At 72.0% G+C, this 21,580-nt stretch carries 21 protein-coding genes and 1 pseudogene; 11 read left to right on the top strand and 11 right to left on the bottom strand.

Annotation, left to right across the window (positions count from 1 at the left end):
* Positions 1–43: 43 nt before the first annotated feature.
* Complete coding sequence (gene rnhA, locus CLT74_RS06535; RefSeq protein WP_099845742.1) at positions 44–523, bottom strand: ribonuclease HI; 480 nt, start codon at positions 521–523, stop codon at positions 44–46.
* Between the two features lie 62 nt (positions 524–585).
* On the opposite strand from rnhA, the gene CLT74_RS06530 reads away from it, so the two are divergent.
* Positions 586–1,119, top strand: a complete 534-nt coding sequence (locus CLT74_RS06530; protein WP_199172130.1) for a GNAT family N-acetyltransferase — start codon at positions 586–588, stop codon at positions 1,117–1,119.
* A 31-nt stretch (positions 1,120–1,150) separates the two neighbouring features.
* On the opposite strand, the gene CLT74_RS06525 is transcribed toward CLT74_RS06530, so the two are convergent.
* On the bottom strand, positions 1,151–2,416 hold the full coding sequence (locus CLT74_RS06525) for a lycopene cyclase family protein (RefSeq protein WP_099845741.1): 1,266 nt from the start codon (positions 2,414–2,416) through the stop codon (positions 1,151–1,153).
* Positions 2,417–2,571: 155 nt separating this feature from the next.
* Entirely contained in the window at positions 2,572–3,162 is a 591-nt protein-coding gene (locus CLT74_RS06520) for a hypothetical protein (RefSeq protein ID WP_099845740.1), read from the bottom strand.
* Between the two features lie 981 nt (positions 3,163–4,143).
* On the opposite strand from CLT74_RS06520, the gene CLT74_RS06515 reads away from it, so the two are divergent.
* From CLT74_RS06515 to CLT74_RS31165, 4 genes are all read left to right on the top strand, one after another.
* Positions 4,144–4,635, top strand: a complete 492-nt coding sequence (locus CLT74_RS06515) for a hypothetical protein (RefSeq protein WP_099845739.1) — start codon at positions 4,144–4,146, stop codon at positions 4,633–4,635.
* A gap of 141 nt (positions 4,636–4,776) precedes the next feature.
* A complete protein-coding gene (locus CLT74_RS06510; protein WP_099845738.1) occupies positions 4,777–5,391 on the top strand; it encodes a class F sortase in 615 nt (204 codons plus the stop codon).
* 66 nt (positions 5,392–5,457) lie between these two features.
* The gene (locus CLT74_RS31170; RefSeq protein ID WP_099845737.1) at positions 5,458–5,937 is read left to right on the top strand and encodes a histone; all 480 of its coding nucleotides are present in this window, start codon (positions 5,458–5,460) and stop codon (positions 5,935–5,937) included.
* Between the two features lie 85 nt (positions 5,938–6,022).
* The gene (locus CLT74_RS31165; RefSeq protein WP_486582056.1) at positions 6,023–6,442 is read left to right on the top strand and encodes a YchJ family protein; all 420 of its coding nucleotides are present in this window, start codon (positions 6,023–6,025) and stop codon (positions 6,440–6,442) included.
* 4 nt (positions 6,443–6,446) lie between these two features.
* Here the strand turns inward: CLT74_RS31165 and CLT74_RS06495 are convergent, their stop codons facing one another.
* The 3 genes and pseudogenes from CLT74_RS06495 to CLT74_RS06485 form a co-directional block, all read right to left on the bottom strand.
* Entirely contained in the window at positions 6,447–7,760 is a 1,314-nt protein-coding gene (locus tag CLT74_RS06495) for an MFS transporter (protein ID WP_099851428.1), read from the bottom strand.
* Between the two features lie 557 nt (positions 7,761–8,317).
* Positions 8,318–9,043: pseudogene (locus CLT74_RS06490) on the bottom strand (membrane protein); the annotation flags it as partial.
* A 117-nt stretch (positions 9,044–9,160) separates the two neighbouring features.
* Positions 9,161–9,589, bottom strand: a complete 429-nt coding sequence (locus CLT74_RS06485; protein ID WP_486582055.1) for a YciI family protein — start codon at positions 9,587–9,589, stop codon at positions 9,161–9,163.
* A gap of 52 nt (positions 9,590–9,641) precedes the next feature.
* Between CLT74_RS06485 and CLT74_RS06480 the strand changes: the two genes are divergently transcribed.
* Positions 9,642–10,628, top strand: coding sequence for a winged helix-turn-helix domain-containing protein (locus tag CLT74_RS06480; RefSeq protein ID WP_099845735.1), 987 nt, complete (start codon positions 9,642–9,644; stop codon positions 10,626–10,628).
* A gap of 98 nt (positions 10,629–10,726) precedes the next feature.
* Here the strand turns inward: CLT74_RS06480 and CLT74_RS06475 are convergent, their stop codons facing one another.
* Complete coding sequence (locus tag CLT74_RS06475) at positions 10,727–11,332, bottom strand: lytic polysaccharide monooxygenase auxiliary activity family 9 protein (RefSeq protein ID WP_239099322.1); 606 nt, start codon at positions 11,330–11,332, stop codon at positions 10,727–10,729.
* Between the two features lie 437 nt (positions 11,333–11,769).
* Between CLT74_RS06475 and CLT74_RS06470 the strand changes: the two genes are divergently transcribed.
* Positions 11,770–12,969 (top strand): DUF6596 domain-containing protein, encoded by a 1,200-nt coding sequence (locus tag CLT74_RS06470; protein WP_099851423.1) that lies wholly within the window; start codon positions 11,770–11,772, stop codon positions 12,967–12,969.
* Between the two features lie 21 nt (positions 12,970–12,990).
* On the opposite strand, the gene CLT74_RS06465 is transcribed toward CLT74_RS06470, so the two are convergent.
* Positions 12,991–13,350 carry a YciI family protein gene (locus CLT74_RS06465; RefSeq protein WP_099845733.1) on the bottom strand — a complete coding sequence of 120 codons (360 nt, stop codon included), beginning with the start codon at positions 13,348–13,350 and terminating at the stop codon, positions 12,991–12,993.
* A 160-nt stretch (positions 13,351–13,510) separates the two neighbouring features.
* Here CLT74_RS06465 and CLT74_RS06460 point away from each other — a divergent pair, with 160 nt between their 5' ends.
* Complete coding sequence (locus CLT74_RS06460) at positions 13,511–15,085, top strand: FMN-binding glutamate synthase family protein (RefSeq protein WP_099845732.1); 1,575 nt, start codon at positions 13,511–13,513, stop codon at positions 15,083–15,085.
* Between the two features lie 91 nt (positions 15,086–15,176).
* Here the strand turns inward: CLT74_RS06460 and CLT74_RS06455 are convergent, their stop codons facing one another.
* Complete coding sequence (locus tag CLT74_RS06455; protein WP_099845731.1) at positions 15,177–15,878, bottom strand: hypothetical protein; 702 nt, start codon at positions 15,876–15,878, stop codon at positions 15,177–15,179.
* 163 nt (positions 15,879–16,041) lie between these two features.
* Positions 16,042–17,370, bottom strand: a complete 1,329-nt coding sequence (locus CLT74_RS06450; RefSeq protein WP_099845730.1) for a hypothetical protein — start codon at positions 17,368–17,370, stop codon at positions 16,042–16,044.
* A gap of 153 nt (positions 17,371–17,523) precedes the next feature.
* On the opposite strand from CLT74_RS06450, the gene CLT74_RS06445 reads away from it, so the two are divergent.
* The 3 genes from CLT74_RS06445 to CLT74_RS06435 are packed head-to-tail and all read left to right on the top strand — an operon-like array spanning position 17,524 to position 19,735.
* On the top strand, positions 17,524–18,240 hold the full coding sequence (locus tag CLT74_RS06445; RefSeq protein WP_099851420.1) for a GntR family transcriptional regulator: 717 nt from the start codon (positions 17,524–17,526) through the stop codon (positions 18,238–18,240).
* Positions 18,237–19,064, top strand: coding sequence for a sterol desaturase family protein (locus CLT74_RS06440; RefSeq protein ID WP_099845729.1), 828 nt, complete (start codon positions 18,237–18,239; stop codon positions 19,062–19,064). Before CLT74_RS06445 ends, CLT74_RS06440 begins: the two co-directional genes overlap by 4 nt.
* Entirely contained in the window at positions 19,061–19,735 is a 675-nt protein-coding gene (locus CLT74_RS06435) for a lysoplasmalogenase (protein ID WP_486582051.1), read from the top strand. The genes CLT74_RS06440 and CLT74_RS06435 overlap by 4 nt, the downstream gene beginning before the upstream one ends.
* Here CLT74_RS06435 and CLT74_RS06430 read toward each other — a convergent pair.
* A complete protein-coding gene (locus CLT74_RS06430; RefSeq protein WP_099845728.1) occupies positions 19,729–21,558 on the bottom strand; it encodes an AMP-dependent synthetase/ligase in 1,830 nt (609 codons plus the stop codon). The genes CLT74_RS06435 and CLT74_RS06430 overlap by 7 nt on opposite strands.
* Between the last annotated feature and the right edge of the window lie 22 nt (positions 21,559–21,580).

The raw sequence follows: 21,580 nt of genomic DNA, 5'->3' as shown, positions 1-21,580 counted from the left end.
GAGATCGGGGTGGCGCTGCCGTACCCGCCCGCCGATCGGCAGGTCAGCGGCGACCCGGCGCGGCAGCGCTCCGGGCCTCGTTCATGCCCTGGTTGGCCAGCGCGTCAGCCCGCTCGTTCTCCGGGTGCCCGTTGTGGCCCTTGACCCACAGCCAGGTGATCCGGTGCCGGGCGCAGGCCGTCTCCAGCCGCTGCCACAGGTCGGCGTTCTTCACCGGCTGCTTCGCGGCGGTCAGCCAACCGTTGCGTTTCCAGGACGCCAGCCAGCTGGTGATGCCGTTGCGCACGTACGTGCTGTCGGTGTGCAGCTCGACGGTGACCGGGCGGGTCAGGCTCTCCAGTGCCTCGATGGCGGCGGTCAGTTCCATCCGGTTGTTCGTGGTGGGGCTCGCCTCCCCGCCACACAGCTCGCGCTCGTGGGAGCCGTAGCGCAGCACCGCCCCCCAGCCGCCCGGGCCGGGATTGCCGCTGCACGCCCCGTCGGTCCAGATCCGCACCACCCGGCCGGCCGTCTCGTCCACCATGGCGGCAAACCCTACCGGCCACGGGTCTCCGGGCGCCCCGACAGGCCGCTAGGCTCGGCTGAGTGAATGGAGTGGTGACCGACAGTCAGCTGCTGATCCGTCCGGCGGAGCCGGGTGACACCGAGGTGTTGCACCGTTTCATCGTCGAACTGACCGAGGCCGAGCAGTTTCCCGGCGAGGTGACGGCGCAGCCGGCGGATGTGGCGGACGCCCTGTTCGGGGATCGGCCGGTGGCCGAGGCGGTGGTGGCTTCGGTCGACGGCGAGCCGGTCGGCTTCGCGCTGTACTACGCGACCTACAGCACCGTGGTCGGTCGGCCCGGCATCCACCTGGACGACCTGTACGTCCGGCCGGAGCACCGAGGCGGCGGCGTCGGCCAGGCGTTACTGACGCACCTGGCGCGACTGGCCGTGGAACGTGGCTGCGGCCGGCTGGAGTGGTGGGTGTTGCGTACCAACGACCCCGCCCTGCGCTTCTACCGGAAACTGCGCGCACGCACCCTCGACGAGTTGGACGTGCTGCGGCTCGACGGCGAGCAACTGCACGCACTCGCTGCCGGGTCGAGCGTGCCCGATCCGACCGGTGGCCGATCCTGACCGTGCCCGGTACCGACGCTGACCCTGCCCGCTACCGATCCGGGTCGGGCCGCTCGGCGCCCGGCGACGCGGAGCCGACGACCGGCGGCGGCACGGTCCACGCCGGGCGGCGGGCCGGCGCGAGCCGATCCCGGAGCCGACCGGCGGCGTCGACGACAGTCGCGGTGACCATCGGCCGGAGTCGGGTGGAGCGCATCACCGCCAGGTCCTCGGCGACTGTGGTGTGACCGTCGAGGAAGCGGAGCACCCGGGAGGCCGGGTTGCGGTCGAAGAGGCGGCCGAAGAAGTCCGGACCGTCGACCAGGCCGGCGTCAAGTGCGCGCAACGCGACAGCGTCCATCCACAGGTGCCGGTGCGGGTACGCGGGCGCGGGCACCGGCGGCCGGCCGGCGGCTACCGCCCGGGCCACCTGCTCGGCCTGACGGTGCATCGCCGAGAAGGTGAAGCCGGTCGAGGGGCGGGTGGCGCCGCCGGCCGTGCCGAGCCGCACCACCCGGGGTGAGGGCCGCGCCTCGAACGGGCCGTCGGTCATCGGGATGACGCCGTTCTCGACCTCGGTCACCGTGAGTCGGGCCGAATCGAGACCGAGCAGGTCCCGGTACCCGGCGAGCGCCGCGTCGTAGGCGGCACCGGTCAGCAGGTCGGGTGAGAACTCGGTGTACTCGACGAGGGCGTACCGGCTGTCGACGGGCAGCACGTAGCCGAAGGAGACACCCCGGGACGGCTGCGGCGTGCGGAAGTCCATCAGGACCGCCCGGGCCGGGTCGAAGATCGGTCGGTCGGCCGTCAACCACCAGCCCCGGAAGTGCTGCAACCAGTTCGTGCGCCCCGGTCGCCGCGGTGGTCGGGGTCGGGAGTCCAGCAGCCAGCGGGCGCGCAGCAACGGCCGACCGTCGCCGGTACGCACCAGCACCCGTTCGCCGTCGTCGTCGACGCGACCGGCGGCGGCGAGGATCCGGGTCACGGCCAGGCGGCGCTCCGCCTCGGCGGCCCGCTCGTAGATCGGGCCGGAGCGCAGCATCGCGTACCGCAGAGGGTTCAGGTCCAGCCCGCGATGCGCGTCCGGCGTGACCACCTCGACCCGTGACCAGCTGGCGCTCAGCAGCTCGTCCAGGTCGTTGCCCGGCTGGTCCCAGAACGCCCAGGTGCGGTCCTGCCCACGTCGACGCACCGGGTCGACGACGGCGATCCGCACGTCGCGAACCCGGTGCCGATCCAACGCGGCAAGCACCAGCGACGCCGCACCGCCCCCACCGACCAGGGCGAGATCGACGTCGACGGGCGCGGAGTCCATCAGATCACGCTGTCACACCGTCAGCCCTGCCGAATGATCAGGGGCCGTTCCCGACCCTCCGGACGCCGAAAGGCCGCTGGCCGGCACCCTGGTTCGGGTGCCGGCCAGCGGCTTGTTCCCCCTGTGGAGGAATGTCTTCGGTTGTCAGCTGGTGTGGGTCAGCTGGTCCAGTGCTGGGCGACGAGGTCGGCGGCCTGCTGTTCCCACTGGGCGTAGTGGTCGGGGTAGGCCGACACCTGCACCGTCTGCGCGGCCTGGGTCAGGGGCATGTCCTGCCACCCGTCGACCTGCTTGAGGCCCTTGAGGAAGGCCAGGGTGGAGTACTCGGGGTCGGTGATCTGCTCCACCGTGCCCCAGCCGGAGGAGGGGCGCTGCTGGAACAGGCCCTGCGAGTCGTGGTCGTTGCGGTCACCCAGATGACCCAGGTTCTCCAACTTCGACTCCTGCAACGCCGTCGCGATCGACACCACCGCGGCCCGCTCGTCCATACCGGCCTTCTTCGTCGCCGCGATGATCGCCTTCACATTCGCGACCTGCTCATCGTTCAGCTCGATCGTCGACTGGTTCCTGGGGGTGCCATGCGGCAGCAACTTGCCCATGTCCGGCTTGTCCGCCTGCACCGCCACCGCGACCGGGGTCGTCTGGACCGGGGTGACATCGGCGTGCGCGGCCACCGGACCAGCGAACATGCCACCGGTGAAAGCCAGACCCGCAACACCCAGCACACTCTTCCGCAGCATCGAGTTCATCACAAGGCTCCAATTCGGGGGTCGACGCACACCCACACCGAGGGGGATCGGTCAGGCGCACGCAAGCACCGACAGGCACTCAAACAAGGGGGAAAAGAGAAGTCCTCCAGCACGCGGGGCCGTATCGCCACTTCACGCCACCGGGACCATGCACAACGACCGACCGGCCCGGATCATTCCCGGGGCCATGCACCCACCGCGACAGGCGGTCTACCTCGGTCGTTCAGGGATGTCCAACGACCACCGGCCCGCCATCATTCCCGGGGGCCATGCACCCACCACAGCGAGCGGTCCTCGTCGGCCGTTCAGAGATGTCCAACGACCACCGGCCCACCACCATTCCGGCCCGAGCCGCTCACCACAGCGCGGCGGACAGGTCTTCCTCAGCCGTCCGGGACTATCCAACGCCCCCGACCCGCCACCCATCCCACCCCAAGCCCCCGACCACCCAGGCAATCTTGGTCCGAAACCGCCCACCCAAGGGCACAACCGCACCAAGATCCCGCACCCCACCGACCACAGACCCAGCACACCGGGTGCGGGGCATGCCCACCACGGGGGTGTGACCCGCCGTGCCCGGCGCAGGGATCAAGCCTGACCGCCCGGAGCCGGGCACGGCGGGCCACACCCCCCACCGCACCCACCGCACAGCCCAACAGACCACACCCCAACCGCACCCACCGCACAGCGCAACAGACCACACCCCCAACAGCGCAGCGCGACCGGCCACACCCCCAACACGAAGGGCACGGCAGGCCACACCCATCGAGTGGGCAGCAGCCGGACACGGCAGACCCGGACCACCCCTTCGGCGACGCCTGCGGCGTCCGGGGTGACACGGGATGGCAACGAGGATTTCTCATTTTCACCGGATCGGGTCCCAAGCCCACCTAGTGTTGGGCACACCGGTGCTAGTCACGGAGTTGGCCACCCGAACGACGTCCCACGCAGTCAGCGGACGAAAAGTGAGGGAAGACGCGTATGAAGGCAACAAGAGTTCTCATACCGGCGGCAGGCGGCATCGCTCTCGGCGCGCTGTTGCTGCCCGGCACCGCGCTGGCCGACACGACCGTGTCGCCGTCGACCACACCTGTCGGCGGGACCGTCGTACTGACCGCGACGACCTGCAACCCGAAATCAGGTGATGCGATCTTCCGCGTCACCGGGCCTGACCGCGACCAGAACGTCCGGTCCACCACCGCTGCGGCCGGTGGCGGGCTGAGCGCGGAACTGTTCACCGCCGGGTTCACCCTCGGCACGTACACGGTGGCCGCCACCTGCGGTGACGGCACACCCGACGGCAGTGCGACCTTCACCGTCACCCCGATCGGCGGTGCCGAGGCCGGGGGCCGCGACGGCGACGACGGCGCCGGAACCCTGGCCACCGGCGCGACTCTGCTGGCCACCGCGCTCGGCGGTGCCGTCATTCTGGCCCGGCGGCGTCGCCACGCCGTCATCGCCGCGACGCACTGATCGCGCGGCTCACCCCATCCATCCTGCGGCGGGTGCCCGTACCGTGCTCCACGGTGCGGGCACCCGAGGTGGCGCCGGCGGGCGGAGTCCGACGCCGCATCCTCGCCCCGCCACCGCGGGTACCGGCGAACGGAGGCTCCCGTGCGGGCGTACCACCTGGGCAGAGTCCTGGTCGCGGTGCTCGCGGTGGCCGGTCTCACGCTTGTCGGCACGGGTGTGACGCGGCTGCCGGCACGACCACCGCAACCGGACGGGGTGGCGGTTCCGCTCCGGACGGTGCCCGCGCCGACCCTGCCGCCGCTGCCCCGGGCCACCCCCGTCGAGGTACGGATCCCCGCAATCGACGTACGCGCGCCGCTGGTTGCGGTGGCCGCCGACGACGCCGGGGCGCTGGAGGTGCCGCCGCTGGACCGCCCGGCTGTGGCGGGCTGGTACCGACCCGGGGTCAGCCCGGGCGAGACCGGCAACGCGGTGCTCGTGGGTCACGTGGACTCCCCCGACGGGCCGGCCGTCTTCTTCCATCTGGGACAGCTACGTCCCGGCGACACCATCGAGGTCGTCCGGAGCGACACCCGGGTGGTCCGCTTCGCCGTGGACGGCGTCGAGGCGTACCCGAAGGACCGTTTCCCCACCGACCTGGTCTACGGCCTGGGAGAGGTGGCCGGACTCCGCCTGATCACCTGCGGCGGCCGGTTCGACCAGGACGACGGCGGATATGTCGACAACGTCGTCGTGTTCGCCACCCGGGCAGCGTGACCGGGCGTTTGACCGTCGGGGCGTCGGGAAGACCCGTCGCCCACGGCCGATTCGCAAGGAGCGACGATGGCGCAGGCAGGACGGGCCAGCAGGCGGACCAGCGCGGACAAGGGTGGCCCGCCGCCACGGAAGGTGGCGGCGAAGAAGGCCGCCACGACGGCGAAGCGGGCCAGCGGGGCCACCGCCGCGAAGACGCCCGACACGAAGCCCATTCCGACGACGTCCCGGGTGGCCCGCAAGAAGGCTGTCTCCGCCACCGCGACCCCGGCTCGCCGGCCCACCGCCAAGGCCACGGCGGCGAAGAAGGCCGCCCCGGTCAAGAAGGCAGCCGTCAAGAAGGCACCGGCGAAGAAGGCGGCGAAGGTCGCCGGCACGAGCGGACCGGCCGGCAAGGCCACCAGTACGAAACGGGCACCGACGAGGAAGACCTCAGCCACCCAGGCCGCTGCCTCCCGGTCCCGCTCCGCCAGCCCGGCAGCGGCGAAGCGGGCCACCACGATGGAGTCGTTCGGCAACCGTCGGGGGGCCCGCGGCGCAGCCCGCTGATCGGCACCTCGGCGGTCGCGCCGGCAGGAGACAGCGAGGCCGCCCCGGTGGCCGTGGCCGACGCCGCGACCGGAAGGATGGCGAGGTGGCCAAGCGAGACAGACGGACAGCCGGCGGGGCCGAGGTGACCGGGACGTGCCCGTGCGGGCAGGGCCTGCCGTACGCGGACTGCTGCGGGCGGCTGCATCGGGGCGAGGCTGACGCGCCGACAGCCGAGGCGCTGATGCGGTCCCGGTACGCGGCCTTCGCCGTGGGCGACCCGGACTACCTGCTGCGCAGCTGGCACTCCGATACCCGGCCACCACGGCTGCACCTCGATCCCGCCCAGCGTTGGACCCGGCTGGAGGTGCTCGACACCGACGGCGGTGGTCTCTTCGACAGCACCGGCAGCGTGCGGTTCCGCGCCCACTACCGGGAGGGACGCGAGCCGGGCACGGTGTCCGAACGCAGCCGCTTCGTCCGCGAGGACGGCCGATGGGTCTACCTGGACGACGATCCCGGCTGACCCTTCATCCCACCGGCGCCGCCCGCGTCGGTGTGCGCGGTCTCCGCGCGCCCGTCGGCCGGATGGCCAGCACCGCCGCGATCAGCAGGTACGGCACGGCAGCTACCGCAAACGCCACCGGGTTACCCGCCACGGTGGCGACCAGACCGTACCCGGCGTACACGACGATGATCGTCAGGTCGGTGCCCATGCCGGCGAGCGAGGTGACGGTGGCCCGGGCGGGTCCGGCGATCCGGGTCTGGAGCCGGGCGTCGGCCAGCACCGTGGCCAGTTGCAGGCCACAGAAGGCCACCGCCACCAGGGCGAAGGCGGCCGGGTGTCCCGACAGCGCGCCCCCGGCCAGCGCCAGCGCCGAGCCGGTCAGCAGGAGCGCGTAGCCACGGGTGCCGAACCGCTGCCCGACCGGGGCGAGCAGGCCGCCGACGATCTGCCCGACCGTGACGATCAGGAGCAGCAGCGGCACGCTTGTCAGCGCGACTCCGGTGTCGCGGGCCAGCAGCGGCGTGTACTCGTCGAGTGCGCCCCAGACGGCACTGACTCCCGCGACGAGCAGCACCGCCCGACGCACCGGCCGGTCACCGCGAGCCTCGGCGACTCCCGCCCGAAGCCCCTGCCACCAGCCGAGTTCGTTCCCGTCCGGATCGGCGGGCGCGCCGGTGTCCGCCGATCCGCTCCCCACCGTTGGTGCCGCCCTACCCGTCACGGGCAGATCGAGGTCGGGGCGCCGCTCCGCCGAGGGGGCGGGCCGGCGGTGTTCGGGGAAGCGGACAGCGACCGCTGCGGCGAGCAGGCAGGCTGCCACGCTTGCCGCGCCGACCGCCGGGTAGCCGCCGAACCCGAGCACCGGAGCGGCGAGCACTATCGACCCGAGCACCGCCACGGTGCCGGCCGTGCGCGCTCGGCCGATGACGCGGGCGTACCGGTCGGCGGCACCGAGCCTGTCGAGTTCGTCGAAGACCAGGGCCTCCGTCGCGCCGGAGGCGAGTGCGCCGCCGGCGCCCCAGAGGACGAAACCGGCCGCGAACGCGGGATAGGACGGTGCGAGGGTCCACAGAGCGAAGCCGGTAGCGGTGCACAGGGGTGCGAGGCAGAGCAGCCGTCGTCGGGAGGTCGCGTCGGCCCAGGCGCCGGAGGGCACCTCCAGCACGATGCTGGCCAGCGACCAGATGACGAACAACGAGGAGATCTGCCCGACCGACAGGCCGGTGTCGGCGAAGAGCAGCGCGTACACCGGGTAGAGCAGCACCAGGTCGGTGAGGAACGCGTACGCGTAGAGCGTGCCGGCCAGGCGGCGGGCACGCGGCGAGGTCGGGGTCATCGGGGCCTTTCCGGTGGGACGGGTCACGGACGCCTGTGTCACGGCGTCCGTGGCGGCCCACGGCCTCGGATGACGGATCAATGTCGCCAGGTCATGCCGTGATGCTAACGCCTCACTCGGCGATCTCGGTGACCTGGGACCGGCCGGGGCGGAACGGGACCGCCGTTGGTCCCGTTCCGCCCCGGTGCTCAGCGCTGCTCGTCGGTCTTCGGCAGCACCATCGTCGAGTCGCTGTCGGCGGCGTCGCGCTGCGCCGGCACCTGCGGCGAGTTCGGCACCACCTGGGTGGCGTCCGGGTCGCTCGCCGGCGACGCCGAGGACTCCGGCCCGGTCTGCGGGGTGGCCGGGTCGTGGCGCGGCAGCGGGGTGGTCGCGTCGGGGTCGATGGGAGGTGCGGTGACGACCTGCGTCGCCTCCGGGTCGTCCCCGGTGGCCGGCGAGCCGGCGGCGGTCGGCGCGGTGAGGTCAGCGGGCTCGCCGGCCAGCGGCTGGCTGGTGCTGGACTCGGTGGTGGCCGGCGGGTACGTGGACGCGCCGGCAGCCGACGCGGGGTACGGGTCGACGGGCGGCTCGGCGGTGTCGCGGCGGCCGGCGGAGTAGGCCCGGGCGTGCTCGGCGATGGTCCGCGACTCCTGCTCGGCCCGGGCGAGCCAGGACTCCCACCGGCTCTGCATCGGACGCACGAGTCCTCCGCCGACGCCGACCACGAGGATGCCGCCGATGGTGGCGAGCACCGCGATCAGCACCGGCGTGGTCACCGCGGTGGCGACGCCGATCTGGTTGAGCGCGGCGATGATGCCGAGACCGAGAATGAACGCCGAGGCGACGGTGGCCAGCAGCCGCCCGTAGGACAGCCCGCCGAGAGCGCCGGAGATGATGTCCTTCACCGCGCTCGCGATGGCCGCGGCGACCACCACGATGACGATCGCCACGAAGGCGCGCGGCAACCAGGCGATGACCCCGCCGATCAGGTCGGAGATCGGGTTCGGCCCCCAGACCCCGAAGGCCAGGTAGAGGGTGAGCAGCAGAATCCCGTAGTAGGCGAGCCGGGCGACGATGTCGCTGGCGTCGTAGCGGGATCGGGCCAGGGCTCGACGGATGCCGCCGCGCTCCACCACACGGTCGAAGCCGACCCGTTCGAGCAGCCGGTTCACCAGCTTCAGCGCGGCCTTGGCGATCAGCCAGCCGACCACCAGGATCGCCACGAAGGCGAGCGCCTTGGGCAGGAAGAGAAGTATCGAGCGGAGGGTGTCCCCCACCGCGTCACCGAAGTTGTCTCGCATCGGATGGTCCTTCACAGAGGGGGCGAGTGGTTCGTCCGGCCCGACCTACCCGGACACACCGGAACAGAAACACCGCCCCCTCGGATGAGCCCGCCGTGGCTGCGCCGACCAGGCTCGCTACTCAGGCGCATCCTGCAGCGCGCGGACCTCGATACGTGACTGGAGGGCGGCGGAGGCCTGTTCGGCCCAGGTCACGGCCGCTTCTTCGTCAGCAGCGTTGATGATCCAGAATCCGCCGACGTACTCGGTCGCCGCCACGAAGGGGCCGGGAAGGCGTTTCGTCTCGGCACCGGTGGCGTCGACGGTGATCGCGGTCGACGGGGGGTGCAGCCCACCGGCGTGAACGAAGGCGCCGGAGTCCTGTAGCGCCGAGTTGAAGCGGTCGACGGCGGCCATCATCGCCTCCAACTCGGCCGGGTTCATCTCCTGCATCGACTCCATCGTCGGTTCCTCGGCCGTGTCGTGCGGGATGGAGAGGAAATACTGCGGCATCAGAGTGTCCCTGTTCTGGTCTGATCGAATAGGCCGGCCGACAAGCACCGGCACCTTGCGACTCCCACCCAACAGGGAGCATTGCCGTGCCCTCTACGCTTTCGATGTGGTTCGAAAGGTGGTGGAGTTCCGGCTGGGCTCGTCCGACATCTCGGCGGTACGGTTCGGGATCTCGCCCGGGCACGAGCTGGTCCATGCAGTACGGGTCATGTTGCGTCCCCAGGTCGCTCCGCTGCACTGGGGCTGGTTCCGCAGCCAGCGAGGCCTGCCTGCGGGTGAGGCGTTCCGCCTGATGGCGGTGATAAGCGGCGTCGACGGGTACATGCCCGACTTCCTCACCAGCACCCCGACCGGGGACATGACTCCCGAGGAGGAGTTGGATCGCCTGCGCGAGGTGCCGGACGAGCGGCTGCGCTTCGATCTGCGGAAGATGGAGATCCGATCGTCCGGCGAGCGGCAACAGGAGATCCGGGAGCTGATCGCGGACCCCGCCCGTGCCCGTACGGCGATCGTGGTGGCCTGGCAGCAGGTGTGGGAGACGCTGATGGCGCCCGTGTGGCCGCAGGTGCTGCGCCTGTTGCGCGCCGACATCGCGGTGCGTGCACGGCGCAGCAGCGACGCGGGGCTCGCCGCGATGGCCGCCACCCTGCACTCGACGGTCTCGTGGCGCGACGAGGTGGTTCAGGTCCAACTGCGGCATCACGAGGAGGCGATCGACTGCGGCGGCACAGGGCTGGTTCTCGTCCCCTCCGTCATGGCCACCCGCGGCTGCGCCGTGCTGACCGAGCCCCCCGCCCAGCCGACGATCTTCTACCCCGCGCACGGGATCTCCGAGACCTGGTACCGGCCCGCATCCGAGGTGCTCGACGCGCTCACCGCGCTACTGGGCTCCGCCCGTGCCCGCCTCATCCTCGAGCTCCAGCAGCCACTCTCGACGTCCGAATGCGCCCGGCTGACCGGGCTTGCAGCGTCGACCGCGTCACACCACCTCACTGTGCTACGTACGGCCGGACTGGTAGACAGCCAACGTGCTGGTCCACGGGTCCTGCACACTCGTACCCCCCTGGGTGAGGCCCTGGCCGGTCGGCACTGACACCAGGTCGATGAGCGCCCGTCCGCCACCGACAGCACTCCGACCCAGGAAGACAGGCCCTGGGTCGGAGTGCTGGGACGGGTTGTCGAGCTGCTCGATCAGACGAAGTTCACGTCACTGCACCACATGTACGCCTGGTCGAGGTGCGAAGCCTGCCAGATGACGAAGACGATGTGGCGTCCGGTGTAGCCGGAGGTGGAGACGTTGAACGAGATGTTCTGCGCGGGCGCGTACCTGCCGGTCTGCGTGATGAAGTCGAGGTTGCCCCAGCCGAGCTGCTGGGTGGTGGGGTCGAACCCCTGCTTGCTGACGTAGACGCGGAAGTAGTCGGCGCCGTGGCTGGCCTGGTCGTACAGCTGGACGGTGAAGTTGCGACTCACGTTCGTCGCCCGCCACGCGCCAGGCTGGTTCAGGCTGTTGTTCCGGGACAGGCCGTTGCTGCACAGTTGCCCGTCCGGGGTGCGGCCCTGGAAGTTCCCGCCCAGCCCGTCGCGCAGCGCGCTCATCCAGTTCCACATGGTGTCGGGGTTCGCCTGGAACGCCTGCCAACACATGGGGTCCTGCTGCTGCATGGCCGGGTTCGTGTGCTGGCTGCCCCAGCTCTGCCAGCACTGGTAGGCGCGGGAGGCCGGGTTGATGATGGTGCCGTGGGCCTGGACCGGGCTGCTCCAGGGCAGCACGCCGACCATCATGGCGAGCAGCACGGCAAGCACCCGAAGGGGCTGGCGAACGGCCGACCGGGATCGCCTGCCGGTCTGATCGGGCCTGCTTGAAGGCATGGTGCCTCCTCCGTTTCTTCGGCGGTGTCGGTGTGGGAGCGCTTCCAACGACAGACAAGCATCGGTCCGGATGAATGTCAACAATGATCTAGTTTGGTATTGGTGTGTGGTGAGTTGGCCGGAGTCGGGGCTAAGGCCGACAATGCGGCATCTACCTGGGACGACGGGGCCTCCGACGACCTGAACACTCGGCCGATCGACGCGCGGGATCGAAACTTTCGGTGGTTGACACCGGGCGGTCCTGGGTGCGGCGGCAGCTTGGTCACCGAGCTACCCGCGTCGCGCACCACCCAACCGCCCGCGACCGGGGCGGCCGGACGCAGCTGCGTCCGGCGGTGTTGCAGGCTGGGGCGGTGGACGACATGGCGGAACTGCTCGACCGGCTCTGGCGGACGGACGCGGCCGGCATGCTCGGTGCGCTCAGCCGACGGCTCGGTGACTTCGACCGGGCCGAGGAGGCGCTGTCCGACGCGCTGACCGAGGCCCTCAAGCGCTGGCCCGAGGAGGGTGTGCCGGGCAGCCCCACCGGTTGGCTGGTCACCACGGGTTGGCGTAAGGCGCTGGACCGGCTGCGTCGCGAGAGCGTCGGACGCGACAAGGCCACGCTTGTGGCGACGGAGCCACCACGGGAGCCGGGCGTGGACGATCGACTGGCCACGATCTTCGCCTGCTGCCACCCGGCTCTGGCCGAACCGTCCCGGGTCGCGCTCACCCTGTACGCCGCCAGCGGCCTCAGCGCAGCCGAGATCGCCGCCGCCTTCCTCGTGCCCCAGCCGACGATGGCGCAGCGGCTGCCCCGGGCGAAGCGGCAGCTACGCGAGCTCGGCATCCGGTTCGAGGTGCCGACGCCGGACGAGTACGCCGACCGGCTGCCGGCCGTACTCGCGGTGATCTATCTGGTGTTCAACGAGGGCTACCTGTCCAGCGGCCGGTCCGCCCAGCGGCGCGAGCTGGCCCGGGAGGGAGTCGAGCTGGCCGGTCAGCTCGCCGGGTTGCTGCCCGCCGAACCGGAGGCCGCCGGGCTCGCTGCGCTGCTGGAGCTGCACCAGGCCCGGGCTGCGGCACGGTTCGACTCCTGGGGCCGAATCGTGCTGCTCGACCAGCAGGATCGACGGCTGTGGGACCGGGCGGCGATCGCGCGGGCGGCGCTGCGGTTACGGGCGGCGGTACGTCAGGGCCGGCCCGGGCCGTACCAGTTGCAGGCCGGCATCGCCGCGCTGCACGCCCTGGCCGTCTCGTACGAGGCCACCAACTGGGCCGAGGTACGGGCGCTGTACGACCGCCTGTACGCGGTGAACCCGTCGCCCGTGGTGCTGCTGAACCGCGCGGTGGCCACCCGGTTCACGCTCGGCGCGTCCACCGCGCTGGACGAGGTGGACGCGCTGACGGACCGGCTCGCCGGTTACCACCTGTGGCACGCCACCCGGGCCGACCTGCTTGTCACTCTCGACCGGCCGGCCGAGGCACTGTTGGCGGCGGAGCGGGCGCTGGAGCTGGCGACGAACCCGGCCGAACGGGAGCTGATGTCCCGCCGGGTGGGTGAGCTGAGGCACCGGCCGTGAGACCGGTGCCCCGCCGCACCGCTATTCGCGGCTCATCACCGGACGGATCTCCACGGCGCTCATCCCCGCGCCGAGCGGCCAGGTGGCCGCGACCCTGGTGGCCTCGTCGAGGTCGTCGCACTCCAGGATGACGATCCCGCCGATGATCTCCTTGAGTTCCAGGTACGGCCCGTCGGTGATGACCGGCTGACCGTTCCCGCCGGCGCGTACCGTCTTCGCGGTGGTCCGGGGCTCCAACTCGGCACCACCATCGGCGATCTTGCCGGCCGGCTGCCACCGCTCGTACCACGCGTAGACCTGCTTCATCAGGTCCTCCTCGTCGGCCGGGGACAGGGCGGTCCACTCCCGGTCATCGCCGAAGATCAGCATCGCGTACCTCATCGTCGCTCCTCATCGTGGGAAGGGTCATCGTCCAGGTGACGAACGGCGGGCACCCGTCCTCGACACGGTCCCCCGAGATTTTCGCGCGCCTCGGGGAACCGGCCCCTGAGCTGGGCGGTCAGCACGTTTGACCGGCGCCGGCGGCGGAAAGTGTGGCGGGATGAGATGGGCCCGTCACGCCGTACCCGCCGCCGTCACCGCCCTCGCCGCACTCGCGGCCCGTGACCTGCTGCAACGCGAGCACGCGTTGCGACGCAACTTCCCGCTGCTGGGTCGGGCCCGCTACCTGCTCGAATCACTCGGGCCGGAACTGCGGCAGTACATCGTGGCCGGCAACAACGAGGAGCGGCCGTTCACCCGGGACCAACGCCGCTGGGTGTACGCCTCGGCGAAGCGGCAGAACAACTACTTCGGGTTCGGCACCGACAACGACATCGAGTACACCCCCGGGTATCCGATCATCAAGCACCGCACCTTCGGCCGGGCGGTACCTGCGTCGGCGCCGACGATCGGGCACGAGGTGCGGCTGCCGTCGGCGAAGGTGCTCGGGGCGGCCCGGCGTCGCGCCCACGCGTTCCGCCCCGAATCCGTGGTAACCATCTCGGGGATGAGCTTCGGCTCCCTGTCCGGTCCCGCCGTGGAGGCGTTGAACCGTGGCGCGGCGATCGCCGGCTGCCTGCACAACACCGGCGAGGGCGGGCTGTCGCCGTACCACCGCCACGGCGGCGAGCTGATCCTGCAACTCGGCACCGCCTACTTCGGCTGCCGCGACGAACGGGGCCGGTTCGACCTCGCCCGGCTCAAGGACGTGGTCGCCGGCGCACCGGTACGCGCACTGGAGATCAAGCTGAGTCAGGGTGCCAAGCCCAGCCTGGGCGGCCTGCTGCCGGCGGCGAAGGTGTCGGCGGAGATCGCCGCGACCCGGGGCATCCCGATCGGCCGGGACTGCGTCAGCCCCTCACGGCACGCGGAGTTCTCCGACTGCGACAGCCTGCTCGACTGGGTGGAACTCCTGGCCGCCGAGACCGGCCTGCCGGTCGGCATCAAGTCCGCAGTGGGCGACCTCGACTTCTGGACCGAGCTGGCCGACCTGATGCGCGACACCGGCCGGGGCGTCGACTTCGTCACCGTCGACGGCGGCGAGGGCGGCACCGGCGCCGCCCCGCTGATCTTCACCGACTCCGTGTCCCTGCCGTTCCAGCAGGGCTTCGCCCGGATCTACCCCATCTTCGCCGAACGTGACCTGCACGAGCAGGTCGTCTTCATCGGCTCCGGCAAGCTCGGTCTGCCCGACAACGCGGTGGTCGCGTTCGCGCTCGGCTGCGACATGGTGGCCGTCGGCCGGGAGGCGATGCTGGCGATCGGCTGCATCCAGGCGCAGAAATGCCACACCGACACCTGCCCCACCGGAGTGGCCACCCAGAACGCCTGGCTGGCCCGGGGGCTGGACCCGGCATCGAAGGCGGTCCGAGCGGCGCACTACATCAAGACGCTGCGGCGGGACCTGACGAAGGTGGCCGAGGCGTGCGGGGTGGAGCATCCGGGGCTTATCGACACCGACGCCGTGGAGATTCTCGGCGGACGGACCAGCGCCACCCCGCTGCGCGAGGTGTACGGGTACCGCCCGGGCTGGGGTCTCCCGTCGGCGGCCGACCGCCAAGCGGTAGTGGAGCTGATGTCCACCGAGGCACCCCAGGGCGGCAGTGCTCCCCCCTCGCCAACCGCCCAACGCTGACCCCGGCTGGTCAGCTCGGCGGCCGCGCCGTGAACCGCAGCGCGCGGGCCGGCCGAGGCCGACCCGCGCGCATCCGTGCCGTCCGGACGGATCACCCGCAGGCGACGCCCCCACCGGCAGCGGCTACCACCACCGGCCCGGTCAGAGCCGGCGGCCCAGCGGGTCGCATCGGCCGCGCCGGAGCTGTGGACGGGCTGATCCGGACCGACGGTACCGGCCGCCAGAGCAGGTTGATCGTGACTCCGTCAGGACGCGACAGACGGTGCCGGACCCGGTAGCCGAGTCGCCGGTAGAGGCGGATGTCGTCGGCGCCGTGCACCTCCGCGTAGCTGGGCAGGCCGAGATTGTCCATGTACCGGTGACTGCCGGCGAGGACGGCGGCGGCCTGACCGGCCCGGTCGGCATCCGGGGGTGCGGCGAGGAACGCCAGGTGGTTGTGCGCCTCGACGGGACGCCGCGCGGCGAGGATGTGATCGACCCGGCGGAAGCGCACGGCGAATTCGCCGCTGGCGTCGTCGAGCCGCTCGTCGTAGCGAGGTGGCGGCGGGATCGGACGATAGCGGTGGAACCAGACGGTGGCGGCGGTCCCGTCCTTGAGCAGGAACGCGTCGCCGAACAGCAGGGCGTGCTCGGTCCAGATGCGGGCCACGGCGGCGATCACGGCCGGGCGTCGGCGCTTGTCGGGTACGAGCCACGCGCCGAGGGCGGTCGGGACGATCGTGGCGGTGAGCAGGTCGACGATCCAGTCGAGGTCGCACCATCGGGCACGGTTGACCGGCAGGGTGACGTGCATGGGTACTCCTGGTTGGGCGTGAGGTCGCGAGGATGGTGGTCGAGGTCGGCACCGCGAGGCTGTGCGGGCGGGCCGGGACGGTCAGCGGGGTACGGCCGACGTCAGGTGTCGCGCCACGAGACCACGGCCGCCGTGGCGGCGCGGGCAGTGGCTGGCGCTGCGGTCAAGCCGGTCGGCTGCGTGGGCGCGGCGAGCGGGAGGGCCGGTGCCGGGTAGGCGGCAGCCGGGTCAACCGACTGCTGACCGCAGGCGGCGACCAACCGGCCGTCGCCGTGTCGGCCGAACCGCTGTGCGCGGTCGGGGTCTGCTCGGCGCCGCTTGTCCCCGGTGCCGGCGACAGGGGTGGCTGCCCCGGCGGACGTTCGGCCTGCCGGTCCGGGTCGTGCTGTCCCCCTGCCTCGGTGGCTCGTGACAACGATGCCGACGAGCCGCCGTACCCGTGCCGGGTGATCTGGTCGGCGGATTGGACCAACCACGCGGTGTCCGGGCCGGGGAGGGCCCGGACCGGTGCGCCCGGCGGCACCGGGTCGACTCCCGCTCCCGGCGGCGCGGCCGGTTCCGGCTCGGGTTGGGGGCTCGGATCGGTAGGCGTCGGCACCGGGGCGGGCTGGGGTGGGCCGTCGACTGGTGGCAGCACGTCGAGCACCGGTTCCAGCAGGTCGAGGATCGGTGCCAGGACAGGATCCAGGCCCCCCACGACGGAGTCGAGCGGCGGCGACCCGGAACCCAGGAGTTCCTCGAGGACGGCGAGCAGCGGGTCGGTGAGGGGCCCCGCGGCAGCGACCACGGCGGCCACCTCGTCGCGTACCGCCTCGGGTAGTGACCCGAGCAGTCCTGCCACCGTCTCCGCGGACCGGTCGTGCGGGCTCGGGGCCGGGGGCCCGGCCACCCGGTCGGCCGGCGGCGCCTGATCCGCCCGGCCGGGAGCCGCCCGAGGTGACGCCGGGTGCGAGGGCGCCGGGTCCGACGTGGTCGGATCGCTCGACAGTGGAGCCCGCCCGGCCGGGGGTGTCGCGCCAGGTGGTGGCGCGGTGTCCTGCGGCGGCTGCCCACCGGCAGGCGGCGTCGGCCGTGCGGCCGGGCCGGCGGCGGGAGGTCCGGACCGGTCCCCCGGCGGCACCTGGTCGGCAGGCCCCGCCGGCACCTGTCGCCTGGGCAGCTCCGGCGGCGCGTCATCCGTCGGTGGTGGCGCGGGCCGCCCCGGGTGCTCGTCGGAGGAGGGCGGTCGGGGCGGATCGGCCACCTGCGGAGGGGGCGGTGCGACGGGTTCCGGGGCGGGCCGATCCGCGGCGAGCACCGGCGTGAGCAGGTCCCGGACGAGCTCGGCGGCACGGATGACAGGGCCGTCCTGGGTGGCGGCCGGCGGCTCCTCGGCGGCCCGGGCCGGAGCGGCCGACGCGGCGTCGTAGGCGCACCAGGCGGCCCCGGCGAGCACGGTCAGGAAGCCGAGGCGCAGGACCGCGCGGACGAGGCCATGCGGTCGTCTCGTCACCGACGCCTCCCGTACCCGTCCGCCACCCGCTGCGAACGCACCCTAACTCACCGCGACGGCCTGGTCACCAGCCACCGGGCGTGTCGATATCGAGCGTCAGCTACTGGTCCAACCAGTTGACGGGTTGATATGTCCTGGGCCACACTGCCCGGCATGGCATTCGTCCCCGTCACCCGGGCCTCCGTCGCCGACCTGGTCTTCGGGCAGCTGCGCGACGCCATCGTCAGCGGCACCTACCGCACCGACGACACCCTGCCCGGTGAGCGTGAGCTGGCCGCGACCTTCCAGGTGAACCGGCACGCGGTACGGGAGGCGCTGGGTCGGTTGCAGCAACTCGGCCTGGTCCGGGTCAGCCAGGGCGGGGCCACCCGGGTGTTGGACTGGCGGGTGCACGCCGGCCTGGACCTGGCGCTGTCACTTGTCCGCTCCGGCGACGTCCTGCCGGTCACCACCCTGGTGCGCGACATGATGGACATGCGGGCCTGCATCGGCGTGGACGCGGCCCGCCTCTGCGCCCGCCGGGCCGATGACGCGACGCGCCGGCGGATCGCCCGGGCGGTCGAGGAGTTCGCCGACCTCGCCCCCGACCTGACCGCGATGGGTGAGGCCAACATCGCCGTGTGGCGGCTCATCCTGGACGGCTGTGGCAACACCGCGTATTTGCTGGCCTTCAACAGCCTGGTGGCCGGCGCGCTGGCGGTGGCCGAGGTGCCGCCGCAGCGGCGCGCCACCGAGCTGCTCGACGTCGCCGGGCACCGCCGGCTGGCCTCGGCCATCGCCGACGGCCGGGACGTCGAGGCCGCCGAACAGGCCCGCTCGCTGCTCACCGCCGCGCTCGCCGCCCCGACCAGAAAGGACAGCCGGGCATGATCCCCGCCGTGCTCTACGCCATCCCCGCGTTCCTCCTGCTCATCACCGTCGAGGCGCTGTCGTACCGGTTCGCGCCGGACGACGCCGAGCGGGGCTACGAGGCCCGGGACACCGCCACCAGCCTGACCATGGGCGCCGGTAGCCAGGTCATCGGTGTTCCCTGGAAGCTGCTCACGATCGGTCTGTACGCCGCCGCGTACACCATCTCGCCGTGGCAGCTCTCCCCCGGCGACTGGTGGGTCTGGGTGCTGCTGTTCTTCGCCGACGACTTCGCCTACTACTGGTTCCACCGGGCGCACCACGAGGTCCGGCTCCTGTGGGCGGGGCACGTGGTGCACCACTCCAGCGTGTTCTTCAACTTCTCCACGGCGCTGCGGCAGAGCTGGACACCCATGACGTCCCTGCCCTTCTGGCTGGGCCTGGCCCTGCTCGGCATTCCACCGTGGATGATCTTCCTTCAGCAGTCGATAAGCCTGCTCTACCAGTTCTTCCTGCACACCGAGCGGATCAATCTGCTGCCCCGGCCGATCGAGTTGCTGTTCAACACCCCCTCGCACCACCGGGTGCACCACGGCTCGAACGCCGAGTACCTGGACCGCAACTACGGCGGCATCCTGATCATCTGGGATCGGCTCTTCGGGACCTTCCAGGCCGAGGGAGACACGGTCCGGTACGGCCTGACCAGGAACATCGGTACCTACAACCCGCTGCGGGTGGCGACCCACGAGTACGCGGCGATCTGGCGGGACCTGCGTACCGCCAGGTCCTGGCGGGAGCGGCTCGGGTACCTGCTGGGCCGCCCGGGCTGGCAGCCGGCCCGGTGAACACCGCGACCGGCGCCGGCCCGAGGCGACGACCGGCTGTCGTACGGTGGCCGGGCCGGGACGCGGCGCTGCTCTGGGCGTTCGCCGTCATGGTGGCCGTCGAACTGGTAGCCGTCGCCTCCGACGTGAGCGCGGCGCAGTGGTTGGCCAAGCCGCTGCTGGCGCCACTGTTGCTGGCCTGGCTCTGGCGGGTCCACGCGGCCGACCGGCCGATCGCCGTGGGTCTGGTCCTCGCCACCGCCGGGGACGTCGCGTTGCTGGTCCCGTCGGACACCGCGTTCCTGGTCGGGATGGGCTGCTTCCTCGGCACCCAGCTCGCGTTCATCGCCGCCTTCGTCGGTCACCGCCGGCCCCGACCGGCGGCGGTGGCCGGGTACCTGACGCTGTGGGCGGTGGCGAACGCGCTGCTCTGGCCGCGACTGGGCGACCTACGGCTACCGGTGCTCGGGTACAGCCTGGCGCTGAGCCTGATGGCGGCGGCCGCCACCGCTGTCGGCCGGCGGGTCACGGCCGGTGGTGCGCTGTCCCTCTTTTCGGACCTGCTGATCGGGCTCGGCGCGGGCGGTACCCGGCTGCCCGGGCACGACGTGCTGGTGATGGCGACCTACAGCGCCGCGCTGTTCATGATCAGCACCGGCTGGGCGGCGGCGGTGCGGCACCGGCCTCAGTGACCGTGGTAGAGGGCGGCGACCTCGTCGGTGAAGTGGTCCAGCACGGCCTCCCGCTTGATCTTGAGAGTGGGGGTGAGTTCCCCGTCGGCCTCGGTGAGATCCCGGTGCAGGATCCGAAAGGTCTTGACCTGCTCGGCCCGGGAGACGCTCCGGTTGGCCCGGTCGATCGCGACCTGGATCTCCCCCCGCAGCCTCGGGTCGTCCCGCGACGCCGACACCGACGCCCCGGAGAGCCCGTGCTGCTCCCGCCAGCGCGTCCACGCCTGCGGGTCCACTGTGACAAGTGCGGCGACGTACGGACGAGTGTCGCCGACCAGCATCACCTGGCTGACCAGCGGATGCGTGCGGATGCGCTCCTCGATGGGTGCGGGCGCGACATTCTTGCCGGCGGCGGTGACCATGATCTCCTTGGTCCGGCCGGTGATCCGCAGAAAACCGTGATCGTCGATCATGCCGAGATCGCCGGTACGCAGCCACCCGTCCTCGGTCAACGCCGCCCGGGTGGCCTCCGGGTTGTGCCAGTAGCCGCCGAAGACCACCTCGCCCCGGGCGTGGACCTCGCCGTCCTCGGCGATCCGGATCCGGACCCCCGGCAGTGGTCGCCCGACAGTCCCGATCCGCATAGCCGTCGGCAGGTTCGCGGTCAGCGCCGGCGACGTCTCGGTCAACCCGTACCCCTCCAGGACCGTGATGCCCGCGCCCCGGAAGAAGTGCCCCAGCCGCTCCCCCAGCGGCGCGCCACCCACGATGGCCATCCGGCACCGCCCGCCGAGCGCGGCGCGCAACCGGCGGTACGCGGCGAGTTCGCACACCAGGTGCGCCAGGCGGAGCAGCTTTCCGGGCCCATGCGGAGTGTCCAGTGCGCGGCTGTACCGCACGGCAACCCACTCGGCGAGACCGAACAGCCATCCCCGGTGCGCGTCCTCGGCGGTCTGGCGGGCCTGGTCGTGCATCTTCTCGAACATCCGGGGCACGGCGAGGATGAAGGTGGGCCGGAACCGGCGCAACTGGTCGAGCACCCCGGAGAGGTCGGCGCTGTGCACCATCGTCGCCCGGGTGTGCACCATGCCGATCTGGATCAGCCGGGCGAAGGCATGCGCCAGCGGCAGGAACAGCACAGTCATCGCACCCGGATGCAGTAGCTGGGGCAGCACCGCCGTGGCGTTGCCGATGTCCGCGGAGAGGTTTCGGTGGGCCAGGACGCAGCCCTTCGGTGGCCCGGTGGTGCCGCTGGTGTAGACGATCGTGGCGATGTCGTCGCCGGTCACCGCGGCCCGGCGGGCGTCCACCTCGGCCACGTCGACGGCACGGCCCTGCGCCACCAGCTCGATAAGTTCGCCGGCATCGATACGCCAGGTCTGCCGCAACTCGGGCAGCTCCGACCGCAGCGCGGCCACGCTGACGGCGTGGTCGGCGGTCTCCAGTACGCAGCCGACCGCACCGGAGTCGCCGAGCATCCAGCGGATCTGTTCGGTGCTGGAGGTGTCGTAGATCGGCACGGTCACCGCACCTATCGACCAGAGGGCGTAGTCGACGAGCGTCCACTCGTACCGGGTGCGGCTGAGCAGGCCGACCCGGTCGCCGTGCGCGACACCGGCGGCGACGAGACCACGGGCCACCGCCAGCACGTCGTCGCGGAACTGCCGGCAGGTCACCGGCAGGGCGCCGCCCCGCCCGGAGCGTCGAACCGGCCACGACCGGGGGTCCGGGTCGGGCCGGACGAACTGCACCGCGTCCGGATCCTCATCCGCGTTGCGCCACACCCGCTCCGCCAGGCTGCCGTCGTCACCACTGACGATCGGCTCGACCGCTGTCTCCCGCACGCCCGCCCACCCGTCGCGTCAC

The organism is Verrucosispora sp. CNZ293, assembly GCF_002754655.1.
Note: the sequence above shows the minus strand (reverse complement) of the source record. Positions and strands in the feature narration are given on the sequence as shown.